Origin of the sequence: Thermococcus sp. GR5, assembly GCF_012027535.1 — an archaeon.
Taxonomy (GTDB): Archaea; Methanobacteriota_B; Thermococci; order Thermococcales; family Thermococcaceae; genus Thermococcus; species Thermococcus onnurineus.
The window spans coordinates 80,906-101,493 of sequence record NZ_SNUN01000001.1; the positions used below are offsets into that span (position 1 = coordinate 80,906).

Consider the following 20,588-nt stretch of genomic DNA (forward strand, 5'->3'; position numbering starts at 1 on the left):
CTCACCCACCCTGGTAGAACGGGCTGTAGAACTTCTCAATCAGCTCGTCCCTGACCGACTCCCAGCTCTGGTAGCGGTCGGGGTAGATTATGTTGGCCATCTGGTAGAGGCCGACTATTATCCTCGGGCCCCAGTCGAGGTAGCCCTTTGAACCTGCGAGAATGCCGTAGACGTGTCCTTCCCTCACGGCCTTGATTTCCTGCCACCTTGAGTCATTTTTAATGCCGTTCATGGCGTCCTCAAGCCTGTCCTGGCTGAATGACGTCAGGATTAAAACGTCCGTGTCGTTGCCCCAGTAGGCGATTATCTTCTCGAGGTCGAGCTTGGGCCACTGGGTGTCGAAGGTCATGTCGAAAGCTAAGTTGTGGGCACCGATGAGCTCCACCATACTCGCCCACGCGCTTCCGGTGGCGTAGACAGTGACCGGGCCGGCGATGTCCTTGGGGGCGCTTATGAGGAGGGCGTTCTTCCTCTCGCTCTCCGGAATCTGGGCGGCGGTTTCCTTCACGGCGCTGAGCTTCTCCTCCATCCATCTGGCCAGCTCACCGGCCTTCTTTTCCTCACCAAACACCTTTCCAAGGAGCTTAACGACCTCCACATTGTCCTCGATGGTCCTGGCAGTGAGCGCTATGACGGGTATGCCGAGCTCTTCCGCCTTCTGTATCGTCTCGGCGTCGGCGTACTTGCCGCCGTACCAGTCGATTATTATGAGGTCTGGATTCAAACCGACGACGGTCTCCCAGTTGAGGCCCTTGAAGTTGCTGCCAACGACGGTCTTGTTCTTCACATCATCCGGGAGGTAGGGGTCGTAGGGGACGTACTTGCCTATGCCGACTATCCTGTCCTGGACGCCGAGGACGCATAGTATCTCCGCCCAGTAGCCGGAGAGCACTATCACCCTCTCGGGCGGCTTCTCTATGGTGACTGTCCTTCCCGCGAAGTCCGTGACGGTTATCGGGTACTTGGGAGCGGCAGTGGTGGTTGTTGGGGACGAAGCCGTCTCCGTTGGGCCGGGAGAGGGCGCGGTTATGGTCGTTGTAGTAGTTTCGCCGCCTATACAGCCGCTCTCCACGACGGCGAGGAGCAAGACGCCGACCAGAAACAGGGTGAATGTCTTTCCGCGGGATTTCATTGTGCTCACCGCCATTGTGCTACTAATTTCTAATTTAGTAATACAAAACCGGAAGGATATTGCTGATTTTTAACACTTTTTAAAACAGCAGGTTTATAACTTATGGTTTCGATAACACCAAAACGAAAAGAATTAAGCCCACCTGTTTACGTGAAATTCAATACCAAGCTCATCAAGCCTCTCTCCAAGATTTCTGACTTCATCTTCCGGCCAGCAGTGGGCAGAGCACCATGCTTCGTCGCGAGGATTCGTCAGCGGTTTTCCAACAAGAGGATTAAGGACGACGTAAAACTCCGTATCGAGGTGTCCGAGCCCCTCTTCGATCCATGGCCATACGTCAAAGCCCTTGGGAACGGGAATGCGAAGTTCAAGGGGAAGACCGTAGTTAGATACCAGCTCAAGTCCCCGCAGGAACAGCCTCCAGAGCCGTTCGCTGGCTTCCTCAGGAAGGCCATAGAGAGCAGCCGGGGGTGCCTTCAGGTCGGTCGCGATGTGATCAACGAGCCCGGCATTAAGGAGTTTTTCAAGCGGCCCAACGAGGGTGAGGTTCGTGTTGAGGCTGACGGGAACGTCAAGAGCCTTCACACTGGCTAACAGCGATGAAAGCTCGGTCCACTGCATCAGCGGCTCGCCACCGGTGACGTGGAAGTAATCGATGAGGAAGGAGTTCACCTCAAGCTCCTCAAGCATTGCCCCCCGTTCCAGCTCGAAGCAGCCTTTTCCCTCAGCTATCCGCCAGTTATGACAGAAGGGACATTTCAAGTTACAACCGCACAGCCAGAGCGTAAAGGTGACCTTTCCGTGCACATCCACCATGCTGACGGCTTTCCAGCCACCTGTGAGCATCGAATCACCCCCCAAGAGAAAAGAAGATGTCAGGAGGTGTAGTGCCTCCTCGTCCAGAACTCCTTCTTTCTGAAGGGGTTCCAGTTTTTGAGCGGGCGGTAGTAGCCGATAATCCTGCTCCATATCTCGACGTTCTCGCTTCCGCAGCGCTGGCAGTGGGTGTGCAGGCCCGTAGTTGAGTGGTTACAGTCGTTGCAGACTGTCACTGCAGGTGTGTAGCTCCAGTAGACGAGGTCTGTCTTCATGAGCCTCTTGGTAAGCTTCGCTAAAGCCTCCGGGTCCGGCTCTTCTCCTAAGAAGATGTGCATCATCACTCCACCGGTGAAGCTCCTCTGAACCTTTTCCTCTATGCGTATCCTGTCGCCCAGCTCAAGCGAGCCGTAGTAGGGCGCTATGCTGGTGGAGTAAATTGGATTGTCAACGTCGCTCAGGTAGTCCTTTAGCCAGGGGAACTCGCGGAGATCCCTTATGGCAAGCTTTGCCGCAGCGCTCTCTCCCGGAACTTCCTCAACGTTCCACGGCGTCCAACTTTCTTTCATCCACTCCCTCGCCCTGGCCGTGGCGAACTCGACCATCTCCTTCATCAGCTCCGCAGCTTTGAGCCAGTCCTTCCTCGTTCCTTCAGTCCAGAGTCCAGGTTCATTGAGGTAAATTGCAGCCGCCTCTGGCAAACCAAGAATTCCTATTGTATTGAAGTGGCTCGACGGGAACTCCTCGAGGTAGAGGTGGATCATCTGATACATCTGGCGGTAGTTCGTTATCAGTCTCACGTAGCGCTCACGGAACCAGTCGGTGGTGTCCCTGACGACTTGGAGAACGCGCTCGTACTCTTCCCAGAACTTATCGTCATCGCCATTGGCTTTGAGTGCAAGTCTCGGAAGGTTGACCGTCGTGACGTTCACAGAGCCAGTGACGTCGGGCATCGCCCAGAGGCCGCCGAAGCGCTGGCGTTCAAGCTTCTCTATGGCCTCTTCCTCGACGCTCTTCTCGGAGACGCCGAAGGCGAAGGCCATCTCGGTTTTGTCAATGGCTATGCGGCAACACATCGCGTAGCTCGCATCGGGGTCAACGACGTTCGTGTTGAGCCAGTAGAAGCTTCCGCGCTTTGCAGCAGTTGTAAAGACGGCCTCGAAGACCTCTGGATCGTCCCAGAGCATTTTGGCGGTGACCATCAGGGTGGGGATAGGGAACGTGAAGGGCTGACCTATCGCGTCACCCTCTCTGAGCACTTCAGTCAGGGCTATGAAGAACTCCTTGGCTTCTCTCTCGTACTCTCCGAGAGGCTCGAGCTTTTTGCCATCGTAAACCGCGTGGTCGCCTTCGAGCATCTCCTTCGGGGCGTCCAGGGTCACGGTGAAGTTGGTGAAAGGTGTGTTTCCTGTTATAAACACAGAACCTTTCCTCATTGCTATAACGGTCTCGTTCTCTGTGTTCACTGACCAGATAATCCCGGAATACTCAACCTCTTTTATTTCCTGAATATATTCGTGCCCTGTCGCTGTTAAGGTAACTATGTATTGGGCTTTCTTGGAGGGAGGATTTGGCGTTCTTACTGAAACCGAAACGTTGTATCCTGCAAGAACGGCAACTGCCACTATGGCATCTTTCATTTCCTCGTCTGTCGTTGTTATTCTAACTCTGTTCTCCCCCTTTTCAGTGTATCCATCCCCCTTCACATATGTCTCGATGAAAACCTTAGCTTGCTCTCTGTTTAGTTGATAAAGCCACAGCGGAGGCTTCTTTCCCTTTATCCTAAGTTTCTCCACAACTATCTTAGAGGATTCGGCGTTCAAGCGGATTGCCTTTGCATTTCCCCAGCCAGGGTCATCCCTTATTGTGTACCCAAGTCCCAGTTTTGATAAGAGCTCCAGTATTTCTCTGTATTCCTCAGGATGTGATTCTGGAGACTGCACTATGGTTACTCGGGAGGTTCCTTTGGACCTTTTTTCAATTGAGCCTTCGGAAAGTATCCATGCAAGAAGTTTTATCCATTCTTCATTCATCTCGATCCCATCGTTTTCCAATTTAGTAATGGCAGGTGTGGGGACGGGTATCGGCGATTTGAACTTCAAGACTTCTTCAATCGGAGTGAGAGTATACCTGTCCGAGTTGAAGACCTTTCTTACCACCCTATGCCTCGGAGAAATCAGCTGATCCTGTGTCCTGTTTCTTAAGTTGTACATCTTACCGGAATAGTGGGATACATGGACATGCCTGACAACCCTTGGCTCTATACTCTTGGTTTCAACGTTGAATGTATATATGACGTCTCCAACGTTTACTTCATCATATCTCCTCCACCCATAGGGGGTTAGTATAACCGTGTCCTCGGACAGGCACTGCATCCCCACCCTGCTCGGATAGTTTAGGTTGTAGACCAGTCTCTGAATGTTCTGCCGTATCTTCCTCCTGTCGAGGCCCTCTTTCCTTATGAACGGCCCCGCGTACCACTCGACGCTTGAGAGGGCCTGAGCGCCGCTGAAGTAGTGCTGCATGGTTATGAGGTAGTTGGCTATGTGGTCGACGTAGGTGTCGAAGTGTTTGGCCGGCCTCGATATTATCGTTGGCGTCTTTAGACCCTTCTCAAGGAGCCTCGCCGTGCTGTGGCCCGTGCAGTAGGGAATGTAGAGACTGTAGGGAAGCTTATGGATGTAGATATCGCCGCTGAAGTGAGCCTCCCTGCCCTCCGTTGGGATGAGCGAGAGGTGCTCTTTGAGCGCTTCTTCCATCACGTAGGCAAAGAAGCCGGTTGGCCCGGGATAGCGGTTTGCATTTTCGAGAACGTCGAGACTCCCCCACCTTGTGTACTCCTGGATAATGTCCTCCCTCACAGTTTCCATTTTCAACCACCTGGATAATTTATCCAACAGTTAGAAAGAGCACCCCAGGGATATAACACTTTCCCCGCAGGTGTTGAAGATGAGACAACTAATCCCCCAGAACATGGTCTAGCCACCTACATGGATAAAACGTCTATAATCAAAAAGACAGCTATGGTGGGACGTGAATTTCAATTCATACCACAACACCGGCAGGTGATTGGCATAACTGCAAAAATTAACTGACTACCCTGTCTAAATATCATCAGTGTATATAAAGCATACCTTTTTAACCCGTTCAGAGAAGCGGAACTGGTGATGAAAAAAATGAGCGATATCAAGGCCGAGTGGGAGAAGGCTCTGGAAGAGAAGGACTGCGAGAAGCTGCTCGAGCTGTTTGACGATTACATCGAGAACATCGAAGATGAGGAGACGCTGAGGGAGGAGCTGAAGAGGCTTGAGGAAGTCGTCATCGAGTGCGAGGGCCCCTACGATTTAGCACATGAGATAGCCCACGTTTACGCTCACCTCGACGACGCCGAGAGCGGCATTGAGCTCTACAAGAGGATAGCCGAAAGGAAGAAGGAAGATCCAGAGGAGTACGCGACGGCGCTCTACTACCTGGCCGATGCTTACGAGCACTTCGGCATGCCAGAGAAGGCGATAGAGACCTATGAGGAGCTGCTCAAGCTTGAGGAGGAAGTCCTCAAGAACGAGAGGGAGATAGCGCTGACGCTGGCCAACATTGCGGTGAACCTCGACGAGATCGGCGAGACCGAGAAAGCCATAGAGCTCATGGAGCGCGCGAGGGACATATTCGAGAGGCTCAGCGACGAGAAGAACTACCTCATAAGCCTCCTCGACCTGGCGCACTTCAGATACGAACTCGGAGACTATAACACGGCCGAGGCGCTGATAAACGAGGTTCTCAAGAACCCGAGGGACAACGAGATAGAGATAAACGCCAAGCTGGTGGAGGCCGAGATCTGGGCTGGCAGAGAGGACTACGGAAAGGCCTTCAGGGCTCTCCGCGACGCGCTCCTGAAGGCCGTCGATACGAACGAAGAGATTTTCGGCCTCGTCTTCGACACGCTCGTTGACTTCATCGAGGGACTGTTCAACGAGGAGGCCTACGAGGACATCCACGAGAACATCGGGCTCTTTGTTGAAGTCTTCGAGGACGACACGGCGGAGTTCTTCAGAGCTATAGGCGAGCTCGCCCGCTGGAGGGGAGGAGACGAGGAAGCGAAGAAAAGGTTCGACGAGCTTTACGCCAAGGTTCAGAACGAGGATCTGAAAGCAATCCTCGACGAGTGGAAGAAGCCAAAGCTGAGCCTGAGTTTGGGGCTTTAGGCTTCCATTTTTCTATTCAACGCCTTCGTATAGCGCTCTATTTCCAAGAGACTTTTTCTGATAACATTCTCCCCCAGCGTTCCATATTTCGATCCCGACGATGTTTCCTTCCTCATCGTACTCGAACCACACGTCTTCGTCAACTTCGTCGGTGTCTGCCACCGGGCCCTCTCTGATCAGAATATAGAGGATATCAGCCCTTGGGTCATACCTAACCTTCATACCTCAACCCACCTTAATCGGAGCAGCAAACTAAAAACATCGTGTTAAATCACGAGAGAATAGAAGAAAGTCGAGGATTCAGATCCTCGAAACGGTCTCAACTTCGGCGCTCTCGACGTTCTCGACCTGCCTGAAGAGGTCGGCAACCTCGTCGTAGGAGTAGCCCTCCTCGTCCCTACCGAGGACGTAGAACTTGAGGGCAACGAGACCAAAAGCTATAGGCTCGCGCTCGACCTTGGCGAGGCCGAACTTCTCCGGGATGACGGCCTTGAGCTTCTCCTCGAGCTCGTCGAGGTTGACATCCGGGTCGGTCGGCATGACCTTTATAACGCCAACAAGGTTGTAGTCAGCCATTCCTTTCACCTCCTAAACTTCACGGCCCCTCCCAGCCGCACTTGGGGCACTTGTAGGGAACTGAGAGGACCCTGCAGCTTTCACAGCGCCAGATGATCTCCTCGCCACAGTTCGGGCAGACGAAGTGAGTGGCGTGCTCCCTTGGGGTTATCTCCTTTCCGCATGATGTGCATACGGGTATCTCGAACTTGGCTTCCACTGCGAACACCTCCAAGAAAGGTGGTTTTTAATCACTGGTGGGCATTGAGGGAGTTGGCTTATAAACCTTTCTCTGGGAAAAGGCGCGAACTACAATGAAAGCACCCGACCCAGTTCTTCAATTCTGAGCTTCAGGCTTTCTATCATCTCTTCCCAGTTTGGACGTAAGCTTTTGGGGATAAAGTGGTTGGTGGAGTTGCCGATGTATCGGGCATTTTTCTTTGCGTAATCGAGCTTCTCAATCAAACCTCTCCAAAACTCATCCTCGATGTGATAGAATTCAAGAGTGAGCTTCAAAGCATTTTCCAACCTTTTCTCATCAAACTCCATGTTGAGGGCATGGAAGGAGTCGTAGATGTCCTTGCCTTCAGTGCGGTTGTAGAGGGCAGCGAGTTTCTTAGCGAGCAGGTCCTCAAAGGAATAGACCCTGAACATGGTCGGATACTCACTGACGAAGGGAGACTTAACCAGCTCAATTCCGGCCTCAACGTAGGGCGGCCTGCTGAGGTAGAACTCAACTTTGACCCTATCCCTATTCCCTAGAGGATTCCTGTAATAGCAATCGAACCGAAAAGTCCTGTGCAGAATCCTCGGCCCCTTAATGTCAAATCCTTCGACGAGCTTCATGCCCTTTTTTATCTCCTCAGCTGCCCTGCCAACGTCGCCGTCAAAATAGTCAATGTCTATGTCCTCGGAAAACCTTGCCGCTCCAATCTTTGCGAGGTAAACCCTGTTGAGGGCAGTGCCGCCCTTGAGTATCGCCCTCTCGCCGAAGATTTCCCATAGCTGACTCAGCAGGAAGGAAATCCTCTCCTCCTTGGCAATGTAGTTCAAGCCCAGCCCAGTCTTCGCTGCCAGATACCGGAGCATTTCCTCATCCATACGCCCACCCCAGTATCTTCTCCTTTCCAAGGTTGTCTATCACTTTCCACTCTTTTATGCTCCTCCCGCGGGAGGGAAAAGTTGGAACGAGCTTCGTCCAGCTTCTAACCTTGCCCCTTAGATAGTTAAGAACTTCCTCGGGGATGTCGACCCCCAACTCGTTTTTGAGGAGCTCCAGAACATAGCCAGTCCTTTGGCAGAGGGAGTCGCTGGCAAAGCGTTCGAAGTAGCCCAAGAATTCGTCCCAGTCAAGCTTTCCGGCCTCATAAAGGGCCTTGGTTATCTCAGAGTAGCCCCCGCAGTATCTCGGCTTGTAGAAGCAGTCAAAGAACGTCTTCGCGAGGGTGGAGGTGTAGACGCCATCCTTAAGCGTCATTCCAGTGGCCTTTTCTCCCAGGGCAACGGCCCTGATCGTGTACTCCCCAACGGTTCTCTCACCGGATTTTCTCGGTGTGGCCACGAATATCGTGAACGGCTCGTAGTCGAGTAGGTCATAAAGCCTCAGGGCGGAAGAGAAAGCTATGTATCCCGGGAACAGGGCGAGGGCTATCCGATAGGGGTTTTTTATTGAGGGGTTTCCTGGCTGTTCGTTGACGAGGTAGAGGCCTTTCTTCAGCCTTGTGAGGTATCCTTTTTTTGAGAGGCTCCAAAGGACCTTTTTAACCATCTCCCTGCTGAGACCTGGAAAGAGTTCTCTAATCTCGTCAGCACTCACTATATCAGTCCCTCGTATCGCCCTAATTATGTCCTGTTCAGTTTTTGTAAGGTAGTAATTTTTCTGCATATAGTGACCACTGTGGTAACTTTCTTAATAAAATTTTCGGAACGAGGTTAAAGGGGTGTAACATATGGCATTCTATAACCACTCACTTGATACGGTGAGATGCGGGGTTCCACCCCGCACCCCGGTTTTATTTGAATTACCGGGGGGCTAACGCCCCCACGCCCCGGAGGTTTACCTTATCTCCCCCTGTTCTTTAGGGAGGACATCCCCAGTGGTGCATGTTCTCGGAGAAATGAGAGGCCCCCCATTATGGGGGACGTCCAAAGATGTGCATAGGAGTTGCGGGAGTTAACCAAACCTTAACAACACCGGCCTCCCCTCATACAGGTTGTATAAAGGGAACTACGAAAAAGATCAAAGCATCAGGAGAAACATTTCACGGGGGACAAACCACACGCCATTTCTGTTTCCAAGCTTCCGTTATGGACGACCACGCCACAGTCTAGTCTGTCCGAACGGAATAAAAACCTCGTGGTTTAGTCTGTTTGAGCAGACTAGAGTTGAACACTTAGCAAGAATCGACCAGAGAGGATCCCCGCAAATGAACCCCCTTCACTAGGGACGGTGAGACACAGATGGAAGTTCTGGGAGAGGCCTTTGAAGTTAGGGAAGCAGATGGAAAAGTTAGGGATAGTGATGCACATACTATAAAAGGCCAGTGAATTCCCCAAAAATTTTGCAAAAATGACAGACCATTTTCAAATTGGGAAAATGCGAGCCGGTTGAACTTTTCTCCCCGGGAAAAGAAGGAGCGCTCGAAGAATGGCGAAAATGAGAAAAGCAACATCTTGAGAACATCACTTCAGTTCCCAAGCTCATCGAAGGGTGTATGTACTTCCAACTACGCCAAACATGTCTATCAACGAACAACTTTCCACATCCCAAGTAACTTGGGATGCATAATCTTATACATCAATGAACACATTCACTACAATAGGGTCAAAAATTGTATATCTGTTATGACCTACCTGTTCAATGTATCCATAATCCTCAAGCTTGATGAGTAATTCTCTCACCGTGGAATCATTTAGACCCATATAGTTCTTTATTTCCCCAAACGTCGCATATCCCCTCTCATGAACTTTCTTCGCGATGACCCTCATGACTTTTTCGTAGTTTGATTCTTTTTTCTTGTCTTTTCTCAGTTGCTTGAACTCACTTATCACGTTTCTTTTCGCCTTCTCGATCATGTTTTTGAGCGCTTTTCTGTGAGTGTAGCCTTCAAGGCGGTCATTTGCATAATCAATGAGCCAGCCCGGCGTGCCACCTACCTCATCGTACGCGAGTATGAGTTCATCGAAATCATAATCATCAAACTCGTTTTGCTCAAAGCCCTCCTCAAGGAAGCGTATTGTTTCATTGGGACTGAAACGGTTGAGGTGGATACGTTTTTCAAAGCGTCCATAGAGAGGGGAATCGCCATCATCAACCGCAAGCCATTTTTCGAGTATGCCAACTTGTGAACCGGTGAAGATAAGTTTTATGTTTTGTAACTCTGGCGAATCAAGTACCGATGCAAAAAGTTCTCTGAGGTCATTTTGTCCATATCTCAGTTCCTGCGCTTCATCAAAGGCTATTACGAAAGTGTGGTCTGTTTCTCCTAGAGCGTCGAATATCTCGGCGAGGGAAAGCTCTTCCTTATTTTCCCACGCTACCTCGATGAACGGGAGTTTCACGGTTATTTTTGCAAAGGGGAATATTTCTTTGAAACGCTTTTTTCCCGATAAGAGTCCAGTCATTTTTTGGGAGATGGGTTTTTCTGGATAGTTTTTGTTCATTGAGATTACTTTCCTCACGTCAATTACAATGGTCTGATAGTTCTTTGATTTATGCAACTCGTTGAGTGTGGAGTAGAGAAAGCTCGTTTTACCAACTCTTCGAGGGCCGGTAATTATGAAGAATCTCCGGTTTGGATTCAGCATCCATCTTTCGAACTTATGTACGTGATAGTCCCTTCCGAAAAGATCGCATACACGGGTTTTTGGTGCCGTACTGAAATAGTTCGGCTTCTGACATCCCATAGCTTTCACCACATAAGGTTTCATGGGAATATGGATAAAAATTTAATTGTGATGAAATTCCCCAATCATCCGTTTTGTTTTTGAGATGAACCAGAGTTTACGCTGACCGCCCCACCCTGAAGAATTAATCATAAAATAATCACACTTCAGAATAGGTACATCATTTCCACCAGCGCTCCTTGGGAAGCGAAGCTTCCCGAGGTGTTGAGGCAAAAGCCTCAACATGCGAAGGAAGCTTTTGAAAAAAGCTTCACCAAAGAGACTTTGTCCAGCAAAGTTGCTCGGTAGGGATTCATCAAAGTTTGTGATTCTTTCCCAAAGGTGCAGTTGAAGAGAATTTGCACTACCAAACTGCCATTTTAAGCTGGAATTCGCATTTCACAAGCCTCAAAACGCGGGTTTAAACCATTAAAGCGCTCCAACGGAGCGCGGAAGAAGTAAACCCACTTGAATAATGTATTTTCAAAGGAATTCTTCACTAAAAACCGCACACTCAAAAAGGCAAACACTCCCAAAAGAGCACTCAAACAGGAATCACCGACCTTGATCAAACTTCGCGCAGGCGAAGTTTGTAGAACTGGTGGGCCCGCGGGGCTTCGAACCCCGGACCTCCCGCTTATCAGGCGGGCGCTCTGACCAGGCTGAGCCACGGGCCCGCGAGAAAGGTTCTGGTGCCCCGGCCGGGATTTGAACCCGGGTCGCGGGATCGAGAGTCCCGCATGATTGACCGGGCTACACCACCGGGGCGTGTCCGAAATTAGGGAGGGAAGAGGATTTAAAAAGTTTTCGGTGGGGGGGAGAGCCCGGGACATCCAGGGCACTAGCAGAGGCCAAAACGCGAGGGACTCCAGGTGGATGTGAGGAGAGATATAATAACTGACGCAGAATTCCGGGCACGGGGAGTGATCCACAACGTCACTAAAATGCCCCCACCAAGGCACTTAATGGTATTCACCGGGGCAGCTATTCAAGTTTCAGCATGAATACGGGCATTCGGAGTACCATAATGTCAGAGGAGCGTTCTGCATCTGAAACTCCGAGGAGCGATTCTCATCAAATAACGTTTTATATACGAACCAAAATATCTCTGGAGGTTAGAAAAATTTAAAAAGGAGTGGACAATAGAGTTTACTTGAGTCCCATGTATACACATATTTTAAATTGTTGATAGTACTACTAAAATTTGGATATACTGCAACGATGTCACCGGTGGGAATTATGGGGCATAACATCCTGATCGCCATCCCAGCGTACAACGAGGAACTGACCATAGGCTCAGTCGTTGCCCTTTCTAAGAAGCACGGTGATGTCCTGGTAGTCGATGATGGGAGTAAGGACAAAACTTTTGAGATTGCACCAAGTGTATGGAGGTCCAAAGATGAAACTGGTAATCACCATACCTGCATATAATGAGGAGGAAACAATTAGTAAAGTCATAAAAGAGATAAAAGACCTCAAGCCGGAAGATTTTGAAGGGAAAATCGACGACATTCAGATTGTTGTCGTTAACGACGGTTCTAAAGACAATACTGTTAAAGTTGCTAAAGAAGCCGGGGCTGATGTAATAGTCAGCTTTAGAAAAAATAGAGGACTGGCAAGGGCATTTAGGCAGGGAATAGAAACGGCTTTAGAAATTGGGGCAGATATCATTGTTAACATCGATGCAGATGGTCAATATAATGCTAAAGAAATTCCAAAATTAGTAAAGCCAATACTTGATGGCAAAGCGGATATAGTTCTGGGCTCAAGGTTTAAGGGTTGGATTGAGTACATGCCGCTACAAAAGCGCATTGGTAATAAAATCGCTACGTGGGTTACGAGGATCACCTCTGGATTTCCAACCTCCGATGCTCAAACGGGATTTAGGGCTTTCTCAAGAGATGCTGCAATGAGGCTGCATATTTTGGCGGATTATACTTATGTCCAGGAGACGATTATACAGGCAAGTCACTACGGATTGAAGATCGTTGAAGTTCCCGTAGAGTTTAGGAAGAGAAAAGGGGATGGAAAATCTAGATTGATTTCAAATATCTTTAAATATGCAAAAAGAGCGGGCATGATAATTTTAAGGTCATATAGGGATTACAATCCATTGAAAGTTTTTGGCCTTGTGGGAGGTGTTTTTATAATTGCTGGATTGTACTTTGGGTGGAGAGCTCTGTCATATTATCTCGCTACAGGGAGTGTTAGTGGAAGGTTGCCTTCTGCAGTCTTGGCAACTCTATTACTCATAGTGGGCGTTCAAACGATAGTTTTAGGGCTTTTGGCAGATATGCTTAAATCCCAGAGGATGCTCCTAGATGATGTGCTGTATAGGCTGAAGAAGTTAGAGTATGAGAAGAAATAAATGGTGATAGAGTAATGAGAGTTCTCTTTATCTCAGGAAGGGAGCCAAGTTATGTGCGAAATTCCATAATATTGAAAGGTTTAAGAGAAAACGGGATTAAAGTTATTGAACACACCAGTCAGCTACATTCTTATCCCAAAAGATATTATGATGTCTTAAAGAAATTTCTCGTGAGAAAAGAAAAAGACATTGACTTAATTTTTGTCGGTTTTTTAGGTCAGCCTCTAGTCCCAATAATTAAATCATTATTGCCAAACAAACCTATAATCTTTGACGCATTTATATCAGTATATGACACTTTATGCTTCGATAGAGAAAAAATCAAGCCGGATTCGTTCTTTGGAAGATCAAGTTATTTGTTAGACAAATTTTCGTGTGAACTTGCTGATATTGTTCTATTAGACACTAATGCGCATATAGATTATTTTGTTAACACTTTTAGAGTAGAAAAAGACAAATTTAAGAGCATCTTTGTTGGTGCCGATAATAGTGTATTTTATCCAAGGTATGTCGAAAAGGACAACAGGGCTTTTGAGATATTTTACTATGCTACATACCTTCCTCTTCATGGAGTAAAATATATCATTGAAGCCGCCAAGAAATTAGAGGAGCACTCTGATATTCATTTTAAGATCGTTGGTAAGGGCTTAGAATATGAAAGAATGATTAGATATGCCAAGAAACTAAACTTACAAAATGTGTCCTTTATAGAGTGGATTCCCTATGAAAGGTTGCCAGTAGAAATAGCAAAAGCTGATGTCTGCCTTGGTGGACATTTTTCGGATATAGATAAAGCCAAGAGAGTCATAGCTGGAAAAACATTCCAGTTCATTGCAATGAAAAAACCAACTATAGTGGGAGACAATCCAGCAAATAGAGAACTACTTAAAGATAAAAAGAGTGCATTATTTGTGGAACATGCAAACTCCGATGATTTAGCCGATAAAATTTTAGAATTAAAGGATAGCAAGATATTGAGAAAAAAAATCGCATATGGGGGATACAGGATTTATAAAGAAAAGGCTACTCCCAAGAGAATTGGAAAGCAGTTAGTTAGTATATTCCACAAGATATCTAACTAAAAATCATGGTGAATGCAATGAAGGTGTTGTATATCAGCGAGTATTACCAGACCAAAAGGGGGGGCGGCGGAGCAATCGTGCCAGCATATTTGGCTAAATATATGAGAAAGTTTGGACATGAAGTCGAGTTAATCTCTTTTGCTAACGGAATAAATGCAAACTTTCCCGACTTTATAAAATATGCGCCATATGTTAGGACATTACATGTATTCCATATGTAGGGAAGAAAGTACTGCAAAGGCATGAGAATAGTTATGATATAATTCATCTGGCAAATAACACCACAACGTTATTGTACAAACCGAGGAAGCCAACAATCATCTCCATTGGTAGCGTTTGGTTTCAACAAGTAGAAAGACGCTCCAGGACAATGAGCCTAAAATACAAACCTGTGTATAATGACATAACATACATAGTAGCAAAAGCTATTGAAAAAAGAAGCTTCAAAAATATTGATCATCTTATTGTTCCGAGGCTTGATTTAAAAAAATATTTATGCGACCATGGGATACCATCCAGTAAAATTTCCGTTATCCCCAACGGGGTTGATACTGAATTATTTAGACCCGATCCCGATATAGTAAAAGAGAATATTATTCTCTTTGTTGGAAGAGGAACAGTTGCAAAAGGATTTGACACACTAATACAAGCTACTAAGTATTTAGAGAAGGGCATTAGAGTAGTTGCCGTAGTTACCCGTGTAGAAAAGAAGTTATATTGGTTAGGAAAAAAAGCCGGGATTGAATTTATATTTAATTTGACCCACCAAGAATTAGCAAAGATTTATCAGCGATCAAAAATTTTTATTTTGCCTTCTCTAGATGAAGTTCAACCCTTAACGGTGTTAGAAGCAATGGCTTCAGGACTGCCTGTGATCACAACCCCAGTTGGGAGTGGGGGCATTGTTGAGCATGAAAAGAACGGTTTTATCGTGCCACTTAAGAGTCCTAAGGAGTTAGGGGAAACTGTGAATATGCTAATACAAGACAACGCACTTGTGGACAAAATTGGAAAACGGAACAGAGAGATCACTGAAAAGAAGTACAGCTGGAATACAATCACCCAAAGGTACATAAATATTTACAGAATGTTGGTGGGGGAGCATGTACAAAAGACAGCCATTTAATGAACGCTCCGCTTACGATATAATCAATACAATCATAGGTGTAATGGGAATAATTATATCTATTACAGGGATTTATCTCCATAAATATTTTTTAGTGTTCTTCCTTTTTTTGCCTCTGTTACTCTTAACTACTCCTAAAAACATAACTTTTAATGCTGTTCCAATGACAAATGGCACCAATAGAAAGCACAGTAACTTATCCTTGATTCTACTCGTCATAGATTCACTGCTTATTCTTCAGCTGCTCTTCGCTTACATACTCAACCCCAAATTGGTATTAAACCCCCAGATTAAATTTGCATACCTTGTTACTATTTCGTGCATCCTCTTGTTTGCAATACTCACACATAAAAGTAAGCGCCAAAGCTATTTTATACTACTTCTAATAATTCTGTGGAGTATCACAATTAGGGTCGTCATATATTTCGAGTACCCTCTATACATTGGTATAGACACTTGGTTTCATGCGTTAATGTATAAAGGCATAATATGGACAGGGCATGTCCAACCCTATGTTTTGTACTACTCAAAATTTCCCATGTTTCATATATACAATGCAGTTACTTCAATGATATGCCATCCGTTAGATAAAACATTATTTGTAGTGACTATAATGATTCCAGAATCGATCCTCTCCATAACCTCAGTGTACCTTTTAGTAAAAAAGTTCCTTTCTAGTGATAACGTAGGTCTTATTGGAGCAATGTTGATAGGGATAAACATGACACACGTATTATGGAGCTACTGGGTAATAGCAATGTCCCTGGCTGTCATATACAGTATGATTTTCCTACTCGTTTATTCCAAAATATTTGAGGTTAATGACCATAGAGAAATTCTTCTGGCAACCATAGTGTCCATTGCCATAATTCCCACACATCCACTTTACACCGTGGTATTGATACTCTTTGCTGTTGTCATGTTGATATTTAACTCGTTCCTTCAATGGACACCTTCATTATCTCCCGAAGACGCCAAGAGAAGCAGATACCCCACGCTGATTTTGATTGTTATATTATTAATAGCAACATGGGGTTATTGGGTAGGGACGGAATATATTGTTAAAACTCACATAGCGGCATCTCTGAGGTTTTTATTTAGGTTTCAAATACTTATGATCAAAGAAGTCCCTACCCCTATTTCAAACTTCCTGAAGTTGTCCGGAGTAACTACTTTCGTTGTAATCTCACTTTATGGGACATGGGTACTTCTGGGATCTCTTAGTTCCAAGAGGATACACAACCGAGACCTTCGTATTAGAATGTTGTCCCTCTCATTAGCGGGACTTGCATTATTCGGATTCGCTGGCACTAGTGTAGTTCTAAAACTGACTGCATTCTTTCCTGATAGGTGGATGCCATTCATATTTGGGGTTCTGACAATACCGGTATCCGTGAGCATGTATCTACTTCTAAGTAGACAAAACAAATTAGCATTAATAACACTGAGCACACTCTTAATAACATTGGTATTTACAAACTTTTTATATCCTGGATTTTATCCAGAGGGGTCTCTACAATCTATCAATCCCAATAATTACGAACATGGACAAAAAATTGAAGCAGTGTATGCAGTTAACTTTCTCCACACAAATTATCAAAATATGTCTTTTGGCTCTGACCTTCTTTTGCATCCAGTTTTTGGATACTACCAATTACAAAATACTATTGTTTCATATTACTGGATTAACTGGATAAAGGCACCAGTGGATATTGAGCTGATTAGGTGGGACATATTAAATGGTGAGTACTTTTATCATGCCGACAACCACTTTAGGGGAATAGTCTACCTCAACGCAGATTTCAGAGAAAAGCTATTCAGTTCTTATGACAGATGTAATGTATACATTAATAATGAAGTCGTCGCAATTTACGACAGTTGTGGCAATACAAAGCAGAATACCCCCTAGTCATATCGGATCGCGTAAAGACATTAAATACACTAATACAACAAGAACCACATTACATATCACCCACCCATATCCTACCCCTAAAATTCCAAATCTTAAAACCAGTAGGTAACTCAGCCCAAGAAACAAAACCGCCTTTAAAATGTAAATTATCACTACCCCCTTTACCTTTTTCTGGATATTCAACATTGTAACATAGAAGTTAACTATAACAATCAAAAATCCTGAGAGGGATACAATTTTCAACAAATCCAACCCACGTACATACTCCGGCCCAAAGAACGCCAACACCCACTCTCCAAACATCCATACGAATACAATAACAATTACCAAATAGAGATAACTGAATAATATTGCCTTCCTTAGCGTCTGTTTCAAGTCTACAAGTCCATGACTACCCTCCACAAAAAGAGAAGTATTTATTGAGTTGGGCACTATTAAAAGCATGTTACCAATTGTAAACGCAATGAAGAAATATGCCGCATCTTCCCTACCTGCCACTGTCAGAACAAGGGTCGGCATTAGATAGTTGGGAGCTATATTAGCGATATTTGCTATATAGTTACCAAGTGAAAACTTGAATGCAGTAGACAGATACCTTCTGTCGATCGAGAGCGAGATATGCCCTCTAAGGACAAACACAATATACGTTAAACCAAAGAGCACACCAAAGCCGAAAGAACCAATGATTCCGGGGATACCCAAGTGGACTAGCATATATAGAGGTACAAACCGTAGACTAAACAACACGTTTTGAACAAGATTATGTCTCGTGTTTCTCATGGCTATGGACGCCGTTCCCAATATGTTGAATGCCGCACCCATCATTGAGATGAGAACAAACAATAACGAAAAACTGAATGAAAAAATAGTGGCAAAATTTGAAGAGGTTCTTGCCAACAGGATATAACCCAGCGCAACGACGGCTGCAAATGATGTTGAAATCAGGAGCGCACTTCCAATTGATCGATCCTTATATTCTGGATAGAACCTAATAAGTGACATGTTTAAGCCCAATAGAGAGATACCAAAAATTAGGTTGAGCATAGATATTAAAGATGATGCAACACCAACGTCAGCTGGGGAATAGAGCCGGGACACTACGTTCCAAAAAACGAAAGCAGCAAAGGCAGAGATAACGGATGCTAAAGCAAGGCATATAGAATTTTTATAGAGAGGATTCTTGAAGTTTTTTAGCTCATGCTTTATTATCCTCATCATTGCAACACGCCGTCCCACTGTGATTTCTCAAAGTTATCATCATAGTTCGTATTTAAGATTTCCTTCACGATATTAGACAAGCTTGCTGTGAGATCTTGCTAATTAGATACACTCGCCACGTTTAGTTTGTAGACACTAAGTAAATCCTGAAGTCATTGTAATCCCATGATATAATCTCTTATATTTTTTTCTAAATCCTCTCTCATCAACGCAAAATCGATTATGGCTTTTACATATCCAGCCTTATCCCCAACATCGTATCGTTTGCCTTCAATTTCTTTAGCAAAGATTTTGACATTGTTCTCCTCCAACAGTAGTCTCAGAGCATCCGTCAGTTGGATTTCTCCACCTTTGCCAGGTTTCACTCTCCTCAAAACATCAAAAACATCAGGAGTTAGAATGTAACGTCCAACAATGGCAATATTACTTGGCGCTTTTTCCCGAGACGGTTTTTCAATTAAATCGTGGACATCATAGAGGCCCTTCTGAATTTCCCTTGCATCAACAATACCATATTTGCTGACAGCATCCCAGGAAACTTTCTCCACTCCCAAAACTGAAGCATTAAAATGTTCAAATACTTCTATTAACTGCCCAATTGCAGGACTTTTATTAACAATAATGTCATCACCTAAAAGAACCGCAAAGGGTTCCCCATTTACATGCTTTTCAGCATGAAGAATAGCATCACCTAATCCCAGAGGCCTCTTTTGTCGGACATAGTAAATATCGATCATTTCGCCAATCTTCTCAATTTGTCTTAGCTCTTTTTCTTTTCCTCTTTCTTTCAAATAATATTCTAGCTCAAAACTCCTATCAAAATAATCTTCAATAGCTCTTTTTCCCTTACCGGTAATTATAAGAATATCATCAATCCCAGCTTTTATTGCTTCCTCAACAACATAATGAATTACTGGTTTATCAATAATGGGCAACATCTCTTTGGGCATTGACTTTGTTGCCGGTAGTAGTCTGGTTCCTAAACCAGCCGCAGGGATTACAGCTTTCTTAACCCTCACCAACAAACCCCCTCGTAAATTTTTGCCGTTTTCTCAGCGGCTCTTACGCGCCTTCCATCGATGACAATCTTCCCAGAGTAATCAAGCTCTTCAAACTCTCCCCACTCTGTTACTATCAGAATAATGTCAGATTTTTCCAAAACCTCATCTGCAGAGCTTGCATACTCAATCTGCGGGAACAAACGTCTAAAGTTCTCCATGGCCTTTGGGTCATAAGCAATAACTTCAGCACCTTCCTCTAAGAGTTTTTTCACAATTACTATTGATCTTGCCTCTCTAATGTCATCAGTGTCAGGTTTGAAGGCCAATCCCAAAACACCAATTGTTTTTCCTTTTAACTCTGAGATATGTTCTTTTAGAAGTTCAATCAATTTTAATGGCTGCTTCTCATTAACCTCCATAACAGCCTTTAGAATTAGTGGTTCTTCTCCCAGTTCTTCAGCTTTTCTAATTAATGCTCTTACATCTTTGGGGAAGCAAGAGCCACCCCAGCCGATTCCAGTCCTGAAGAAGTGCGAGCTTATCCGGTGATCCAAGCCAACGCCTTCAAAGACTTTCCATGAATCAATGCCAAGCTTTTTACAGATATTGCCAATCTCATTTGCAAAGCTTATTTTTGTTGCGAGAAAAGCATTTGAGGCGTACTTAATCATTTCTGCAGTTTTGATATTGACAACAAGTTTTGGCGCATCAATTGGAGCATAAAGCTCCTTAAGGATGTCCCTACTCCTCTTATCATTTACGCCAATAATAATTCTGTCAGGATTTAGAAAATCTTGAAGTGCAACACCTTCCCTCAGGAATTCGGGGTTCATTGCTAGGCCAAAGTCTTGGAAGGCTGTCTTACCTGATTCGCTCTCCAAGATTGGCCTGACAACGTTCTCAGTTGTCCCAGGGAGAACAGTACTTTTGACAACGATGAGGTGATAGGAGTCTTTCTCTTTCAAGACTTTTCCAAGTTCTTTAGAGGCACTTTCAATGTATTTTAGGTCAATGCTCCCATCTTCTCTTGATGGTGTTCCAACAGCAATGAATGTTACATCGGAGTTCAGGACTGCTTCTCGATAGTCTTTAGTAGCATAGTACTTTCCCCCGAATTCCTGCATAAGTTCTTCAAGACCTCTCTCATAAATTGGGGGTTTCCCGCTGTTTATCAATTCAATTTTCCTGTCGTCAACATCAACGAAACTAACTTCATTTCCCAGTTTGACAAACCCCATGCCAGTAACAAGACCAACATAGCCAGAACCGATAATTGAAATTCTCAATTCCA

At 45.3% G+C, this 20,588-nt stretch carries 18 protein-coding genes and 2 tRNA genes; 6 read left to right on the forward strand and 14 right to left on the reverse strand.

Going from position 1 to position 20,588, the window contains the following annotated elements:
• Position 1 precedes the first annotated feature (1 nt).
• From E3E33_RS00425 to E3E33_RS00435, 3 genes are all read right to left on the reverse strand, one after another.
• On the reverse strand, positions 2-1,132 hold the full coding sequence (locus tag E3E33_RS00425) for an ABC transporter substrate-binding protein (RefSeq protein ID WP_167711652.1): 1,131 nt from the start codon (positions 1,130-1,132) through the stop codon (positions 2-4).
• Positions 1,133-1,264: 132 nt separating this feature from the next.
• A complete protein-coding gene (locus tag E3E33_RS00430; protein WP_167711653.1) occupies positions 1,265-1,978 on the reverse strand; it encodes an anaerobic ribonucleoside-triphosphate reductase activating protein in 714 nt (237 codons plus the stop codon).
• A 29-nt stretch (positions 1,979-2,007) separates the two neighbouring features.
• A complete protein-coding gene (locus E3E33_RS00435) occupies positions 2,008-4,818 on the reverse strand; it encodes an anaerobic ribonucleoside triphosphate reductase (protein ID WP_167711654.1) in 2,811 nt (936 codons plus the stop codon).
• 306 nt (positions 4,819-5,124) lie between these two features.
• On the opposite strand from E3E33_RS00435, the gene E3E33_RS00440 reads away from it, so the two are divergent.
• Entirely contained in the window at positions 5,125-6,150 is a 1,026-nt protein-coding gene (locus E3E33_RS00440; protein ID WP_167711663.1) for a tetratricopeptide repeat protein, read from the forward strand.
• A gap of 12 nt (positions 6,151-6,162) precedes the next feature.
• Here E3E33_RS00440 and E3E33_RS00445 read toward each other — a convergent pair whose 3' ends face one another.
• The 8 genes from E3E33_RS00445 to E3E33_RS00480 form a co-directional block, all read right to left on the reverse strand.
• Positions 6,163-6,372 (reverse strand): DUF2283 domain-containing protein, encoded by a 210-nt coding sequence (locus tag E3E33_RS00445; protein WP_240911978.1) that lies wholly within the window; start codon positions 6,370-6,372, stop codon positions 6,163-6,165.
• Positions 6,373-6,450: 78 nt separating this feature from the next.
• Positions 6,451-6,726 carry an elongation factor 1-beta gene (locus tag E3E33_RS00450; protein WP_012572829.1) on the reverse strand — a complete coding sequence of 92 codons (276 nt, stop codon included), beginning with the start codon at positions 6,724-6,726 and terminating at the stop codon, positions 6,451-6,453.
• Between the two features lie 19 nt (positions 6,727-6,745).
• Positions 6,746-6,925, reverse strand: a complete 180-nt coding sequence (locus E3E33_RS00455; protein WP_012572828.1) for a zinc finger domain-containing protein — start codon at positions 6,923-6,925, stop codon at positions 6,746-6,748.
• Positions 6,926-7,014: 89 nt separating this feature from the next.
• Positions 7,015-7,806 carry a nucleotidyl transferase AbiEii/AbiGii toxin family protein gene (locus tag E3E33_RS00460; protein WP_167711655.1) on the reverse strand — a complete coding sequence of 264 codons (792 nt, stop codon included), beginning with the start codon at positions 7,804-7,806 and terminating at the stop codon, positions 7,015-7,017.
• Positions 7,799-8,590 (reverse strand): hypothetical protein, encoded by a 792-nt coding sequence (locus tag E3E33_RS00465; RefSeq protein WP_167711656.1) that lies wholly within the window; start codon positions 8,588-8,590, stop codon positions 7,799-7,801. Before E3E33_RS00465 ends, E3E33_RS00460 begins: the two co-directional genes overlap by 8 nt.
• A gap of 905 nt (positions 8,591-9,495) precedes the next feature.
• Entirely contained in the window at positions 9,496-10,611 is a 1,116-nt protein-coding gene (locus tag E3E33_RS00470; protein WP_167711657.1) for an ATP-binding protein, read from the reverse strand.
• Between the two features lie 578 nt (positions 10,612-11,189).
• A tRNA-Ile gene (locus E3E33_RS00475) sits at positions 11,190-11,267 on the reverse strand.
• 13 nt (positions 11,268-11,280) lie between these two features.
• A tRNA-Glu gene (locus E3E33_RS00480) sits at positions 11,281-11,358 on the reverse strand.
• Positions 11,359-11,775: 417 nt separating this feature from the next.
• On the opposite strand from E3E33_RS00480, the gene E3E33_RS00485 reads away from it, so the two are divergent.
• The 5 genes from E3E33_RS00485 (at position 11,776) to E3E33_RS00505 (ending at position 17,075) form a co-directional block, all read left to right on the forward strand.
• Entirely contained in the window at positions 11,776-12,021 is a 246-nt protein-coding gene (locus tag E3E33_RS00485; RefSeq protein ID WP_240911979.1) for a glycosyltransferase, read from the forward strand.
• A complete protein-coding gene (locus E3E33_RS00490) occupies positions 11,990-12,958 on the forward strand; it encodes a glycosyltransferase family 2 protein (RefSeq protein WP_167711664.1) in 969 nt (322 codons plus the stop codon). The genes E3E33_RS00485 and E3E33_RS00490 overlap by 32 nt, the downstream gene beginning before the upstream one ends.
• A 14-nt stretch (positions 12,959-12,972) precedes the next feature.
• Positions 12,973-14,040: a glycosyltransferase gene (locus E3E33_RS00495; protein ID WP_167711665.1), complete on the forward strand. Its 1,068-nt coding sequence runs from the start codon at positions 12,973-12,975 to the stop codon at positions 14,038-14,040.
• A 232-nt stretch (positions 14,041-14,272) separates the two neighbouring features.
• Positions 14,273-15,166, forward strand: coding sequence for a glycosyltransferase family 4 protein (locus E3E33_RS00500; protein WP_255453316.1), 894 nt, complete (start codon positions 14,273-14,275; stop codon positions 15,164-15,166).
• Positions 15,144-17,075 (forward strand): hypothetical protein, encoded by a 1,932-nt coding sequence (locus E3E33_RS00505; protein WP_167711667.1) that lies wholly within the window; start codon positions 15,144-15,146, stop codon positions 17,073-17,075. The genes E3E33_RS00500 and E3E33_RS00505 overlap by 23 nt, the downstream gene beginning before the upstream one ends.
• Here E3E33_RS00505 and E3E33_RS00510 read toward each other — a convergent pair whose 3' ends face one another.
• The 3 genes from E3E33_RS00510 to E3E33_RS00520 all read right to left on the reverse strand — a co-directional run bounded on the left by E3E33_RS00510 (position 17,076) and on the right by E3E33_RS00520 (position 20,583).
• Positions 17,076-18,296, reverse strand: a complete 1,221-nt coding sequence (locus E3E33_RS00510; RefSeq protein WP_167711668.1) for a lipopolysaccharide biosynthesis protein — start codon at positions 18,294-18,296, stop codon at positions 17,076-17,078.
• 152 nt (positions 18,297-18,448) lie between these two features.
• The gene (gene galU, locus E3E33_RS00515) at positions 18,449-19,315 is read right to left on the reverse strand and encodes a UTP--glucose-1-phosphate uridylyltransferase GalU (RefSeq protein WP_167711698.1); all 867 of its coding nucleotides are present in this window, start codon (positions 19,313-19,315) and stop codon (positions 18,449-18,451) included.
• Positions 19,312-20,583, reverse strand: coding sequence for a UDP-glucose/GDP-mannose dehydrogenase family protein (locus E3E33_RS00520; RefSeq protein ID WP_167711699.1), 1,272 nt, complete (start codon positions 20,581-20,583; stop codon positions 19,312-19,314). The genes galU and E3E33_RS00520 overlap by 4 nt, the downstream gene beginning before the upstream one ends.
• Positions 20,584-20,588: the final 5 nt, after the last annotated feature.

What these genes read in the sequence shown, in the direction of transcription:
- E3E33_RS00505 (WP_167711667.1), top strand. Translation starts at nt 15,144, where the DNA reads ATGTACAAAAGACAGCCATTTAATGAACGCTCCGCTTACGATATAATC.
- E3E33_RS00430 (WP_167711653.1), bottom strand. Translation starts at nt 1,978, where the DNA reads ATGCTCACAGGTGGCTGGAAAGCCGTCAGCATGGTGGATGTGCACGGA.
- E3E33_RS00490 (WP_167711664.1), top strand. Translation starts at nt 11,990, where the DNA reads ATGAAACTGGTAATCACCATACCTGCATATAATGAGGAGGAAACAATT.
- E3E33_RS00460 (WP_167711655.1), bottom strand. Translation starts at nt 7,806, where the DNA reads ATGGATGAGGAAATGCTCCGGTATCTGGCAGCGAAGACTGGGCTGGGC.
- E3E33_RS00495 (WP_167711665.1), top strand. Translation starts at nt 12,973, where the DNA reads ATGAGAGTTCTCTTTATCTCAGGAAGGGAGCCAAGTTATGTGCGAAAT.
- E3E33_RS00470 (WP_167711657.1), bottom strand. Translation starts at nt 10,611, where the DNA reads ATGGGATGTCAGAAGCCGAACTATTTCAGTACGGCACCAAAAACCCGT.
- E3E33_RS00510 (WP_167711668.1), bottom strand. Translation starts at nt 18,296, where the DNA reads ATGATGAGGATAATAAAGCATGAGCTAAAAAACTTCAAGAATCCTCTC.
- E3E33_RS00425 (WP_167711652.1), bottom strand. Translation starts at nt 1,132, where the DNA reads ATGAAATCCCGCGGAAAGACATTCACCCTGTTTCTGGTCGGCGTCTTG.
- E3E33_RS00440 (WP_167711663.1), top strand. Translation starts at nt 5,125, where the DNA reads ATGAGCGATATCAAGGCCGAGTGGGAGAAGGCTCTGGAAGAGAAGGAC.
- E3E33_RS00435 (WP_167711654.1), bottom strand. Translation starts at nt 4,818, where the DNA reads ATGGAAACTGTGAGGGAGGACATTATCCAGGAGTACACAAGGTGGGGG.
- E3E33_RS00450 (WP_012572829.1), bottom strand. Translation starts at nt 6,726, where the DNA reads ATGGCTGACTACAACCTTGTTGGCGTTATAAAGGTCATGCCGACCGAC.
- E3E33_RS00445 (WP_240911978.1), bottom strand. Translation starts at nt 6,372, where the DNA reads ATGAAGGTTAGGTATGACCCAAGGGCTGATATCCTCTATATTCTGATC.
- E3E33_RS00465 (WP_167711656.1), bottom strand. Translation starts at nt 8,590, where the DNA reads ATGCAGAAAAATTACTACCTTACAAAAACTGAACAGGACATAATTAGG.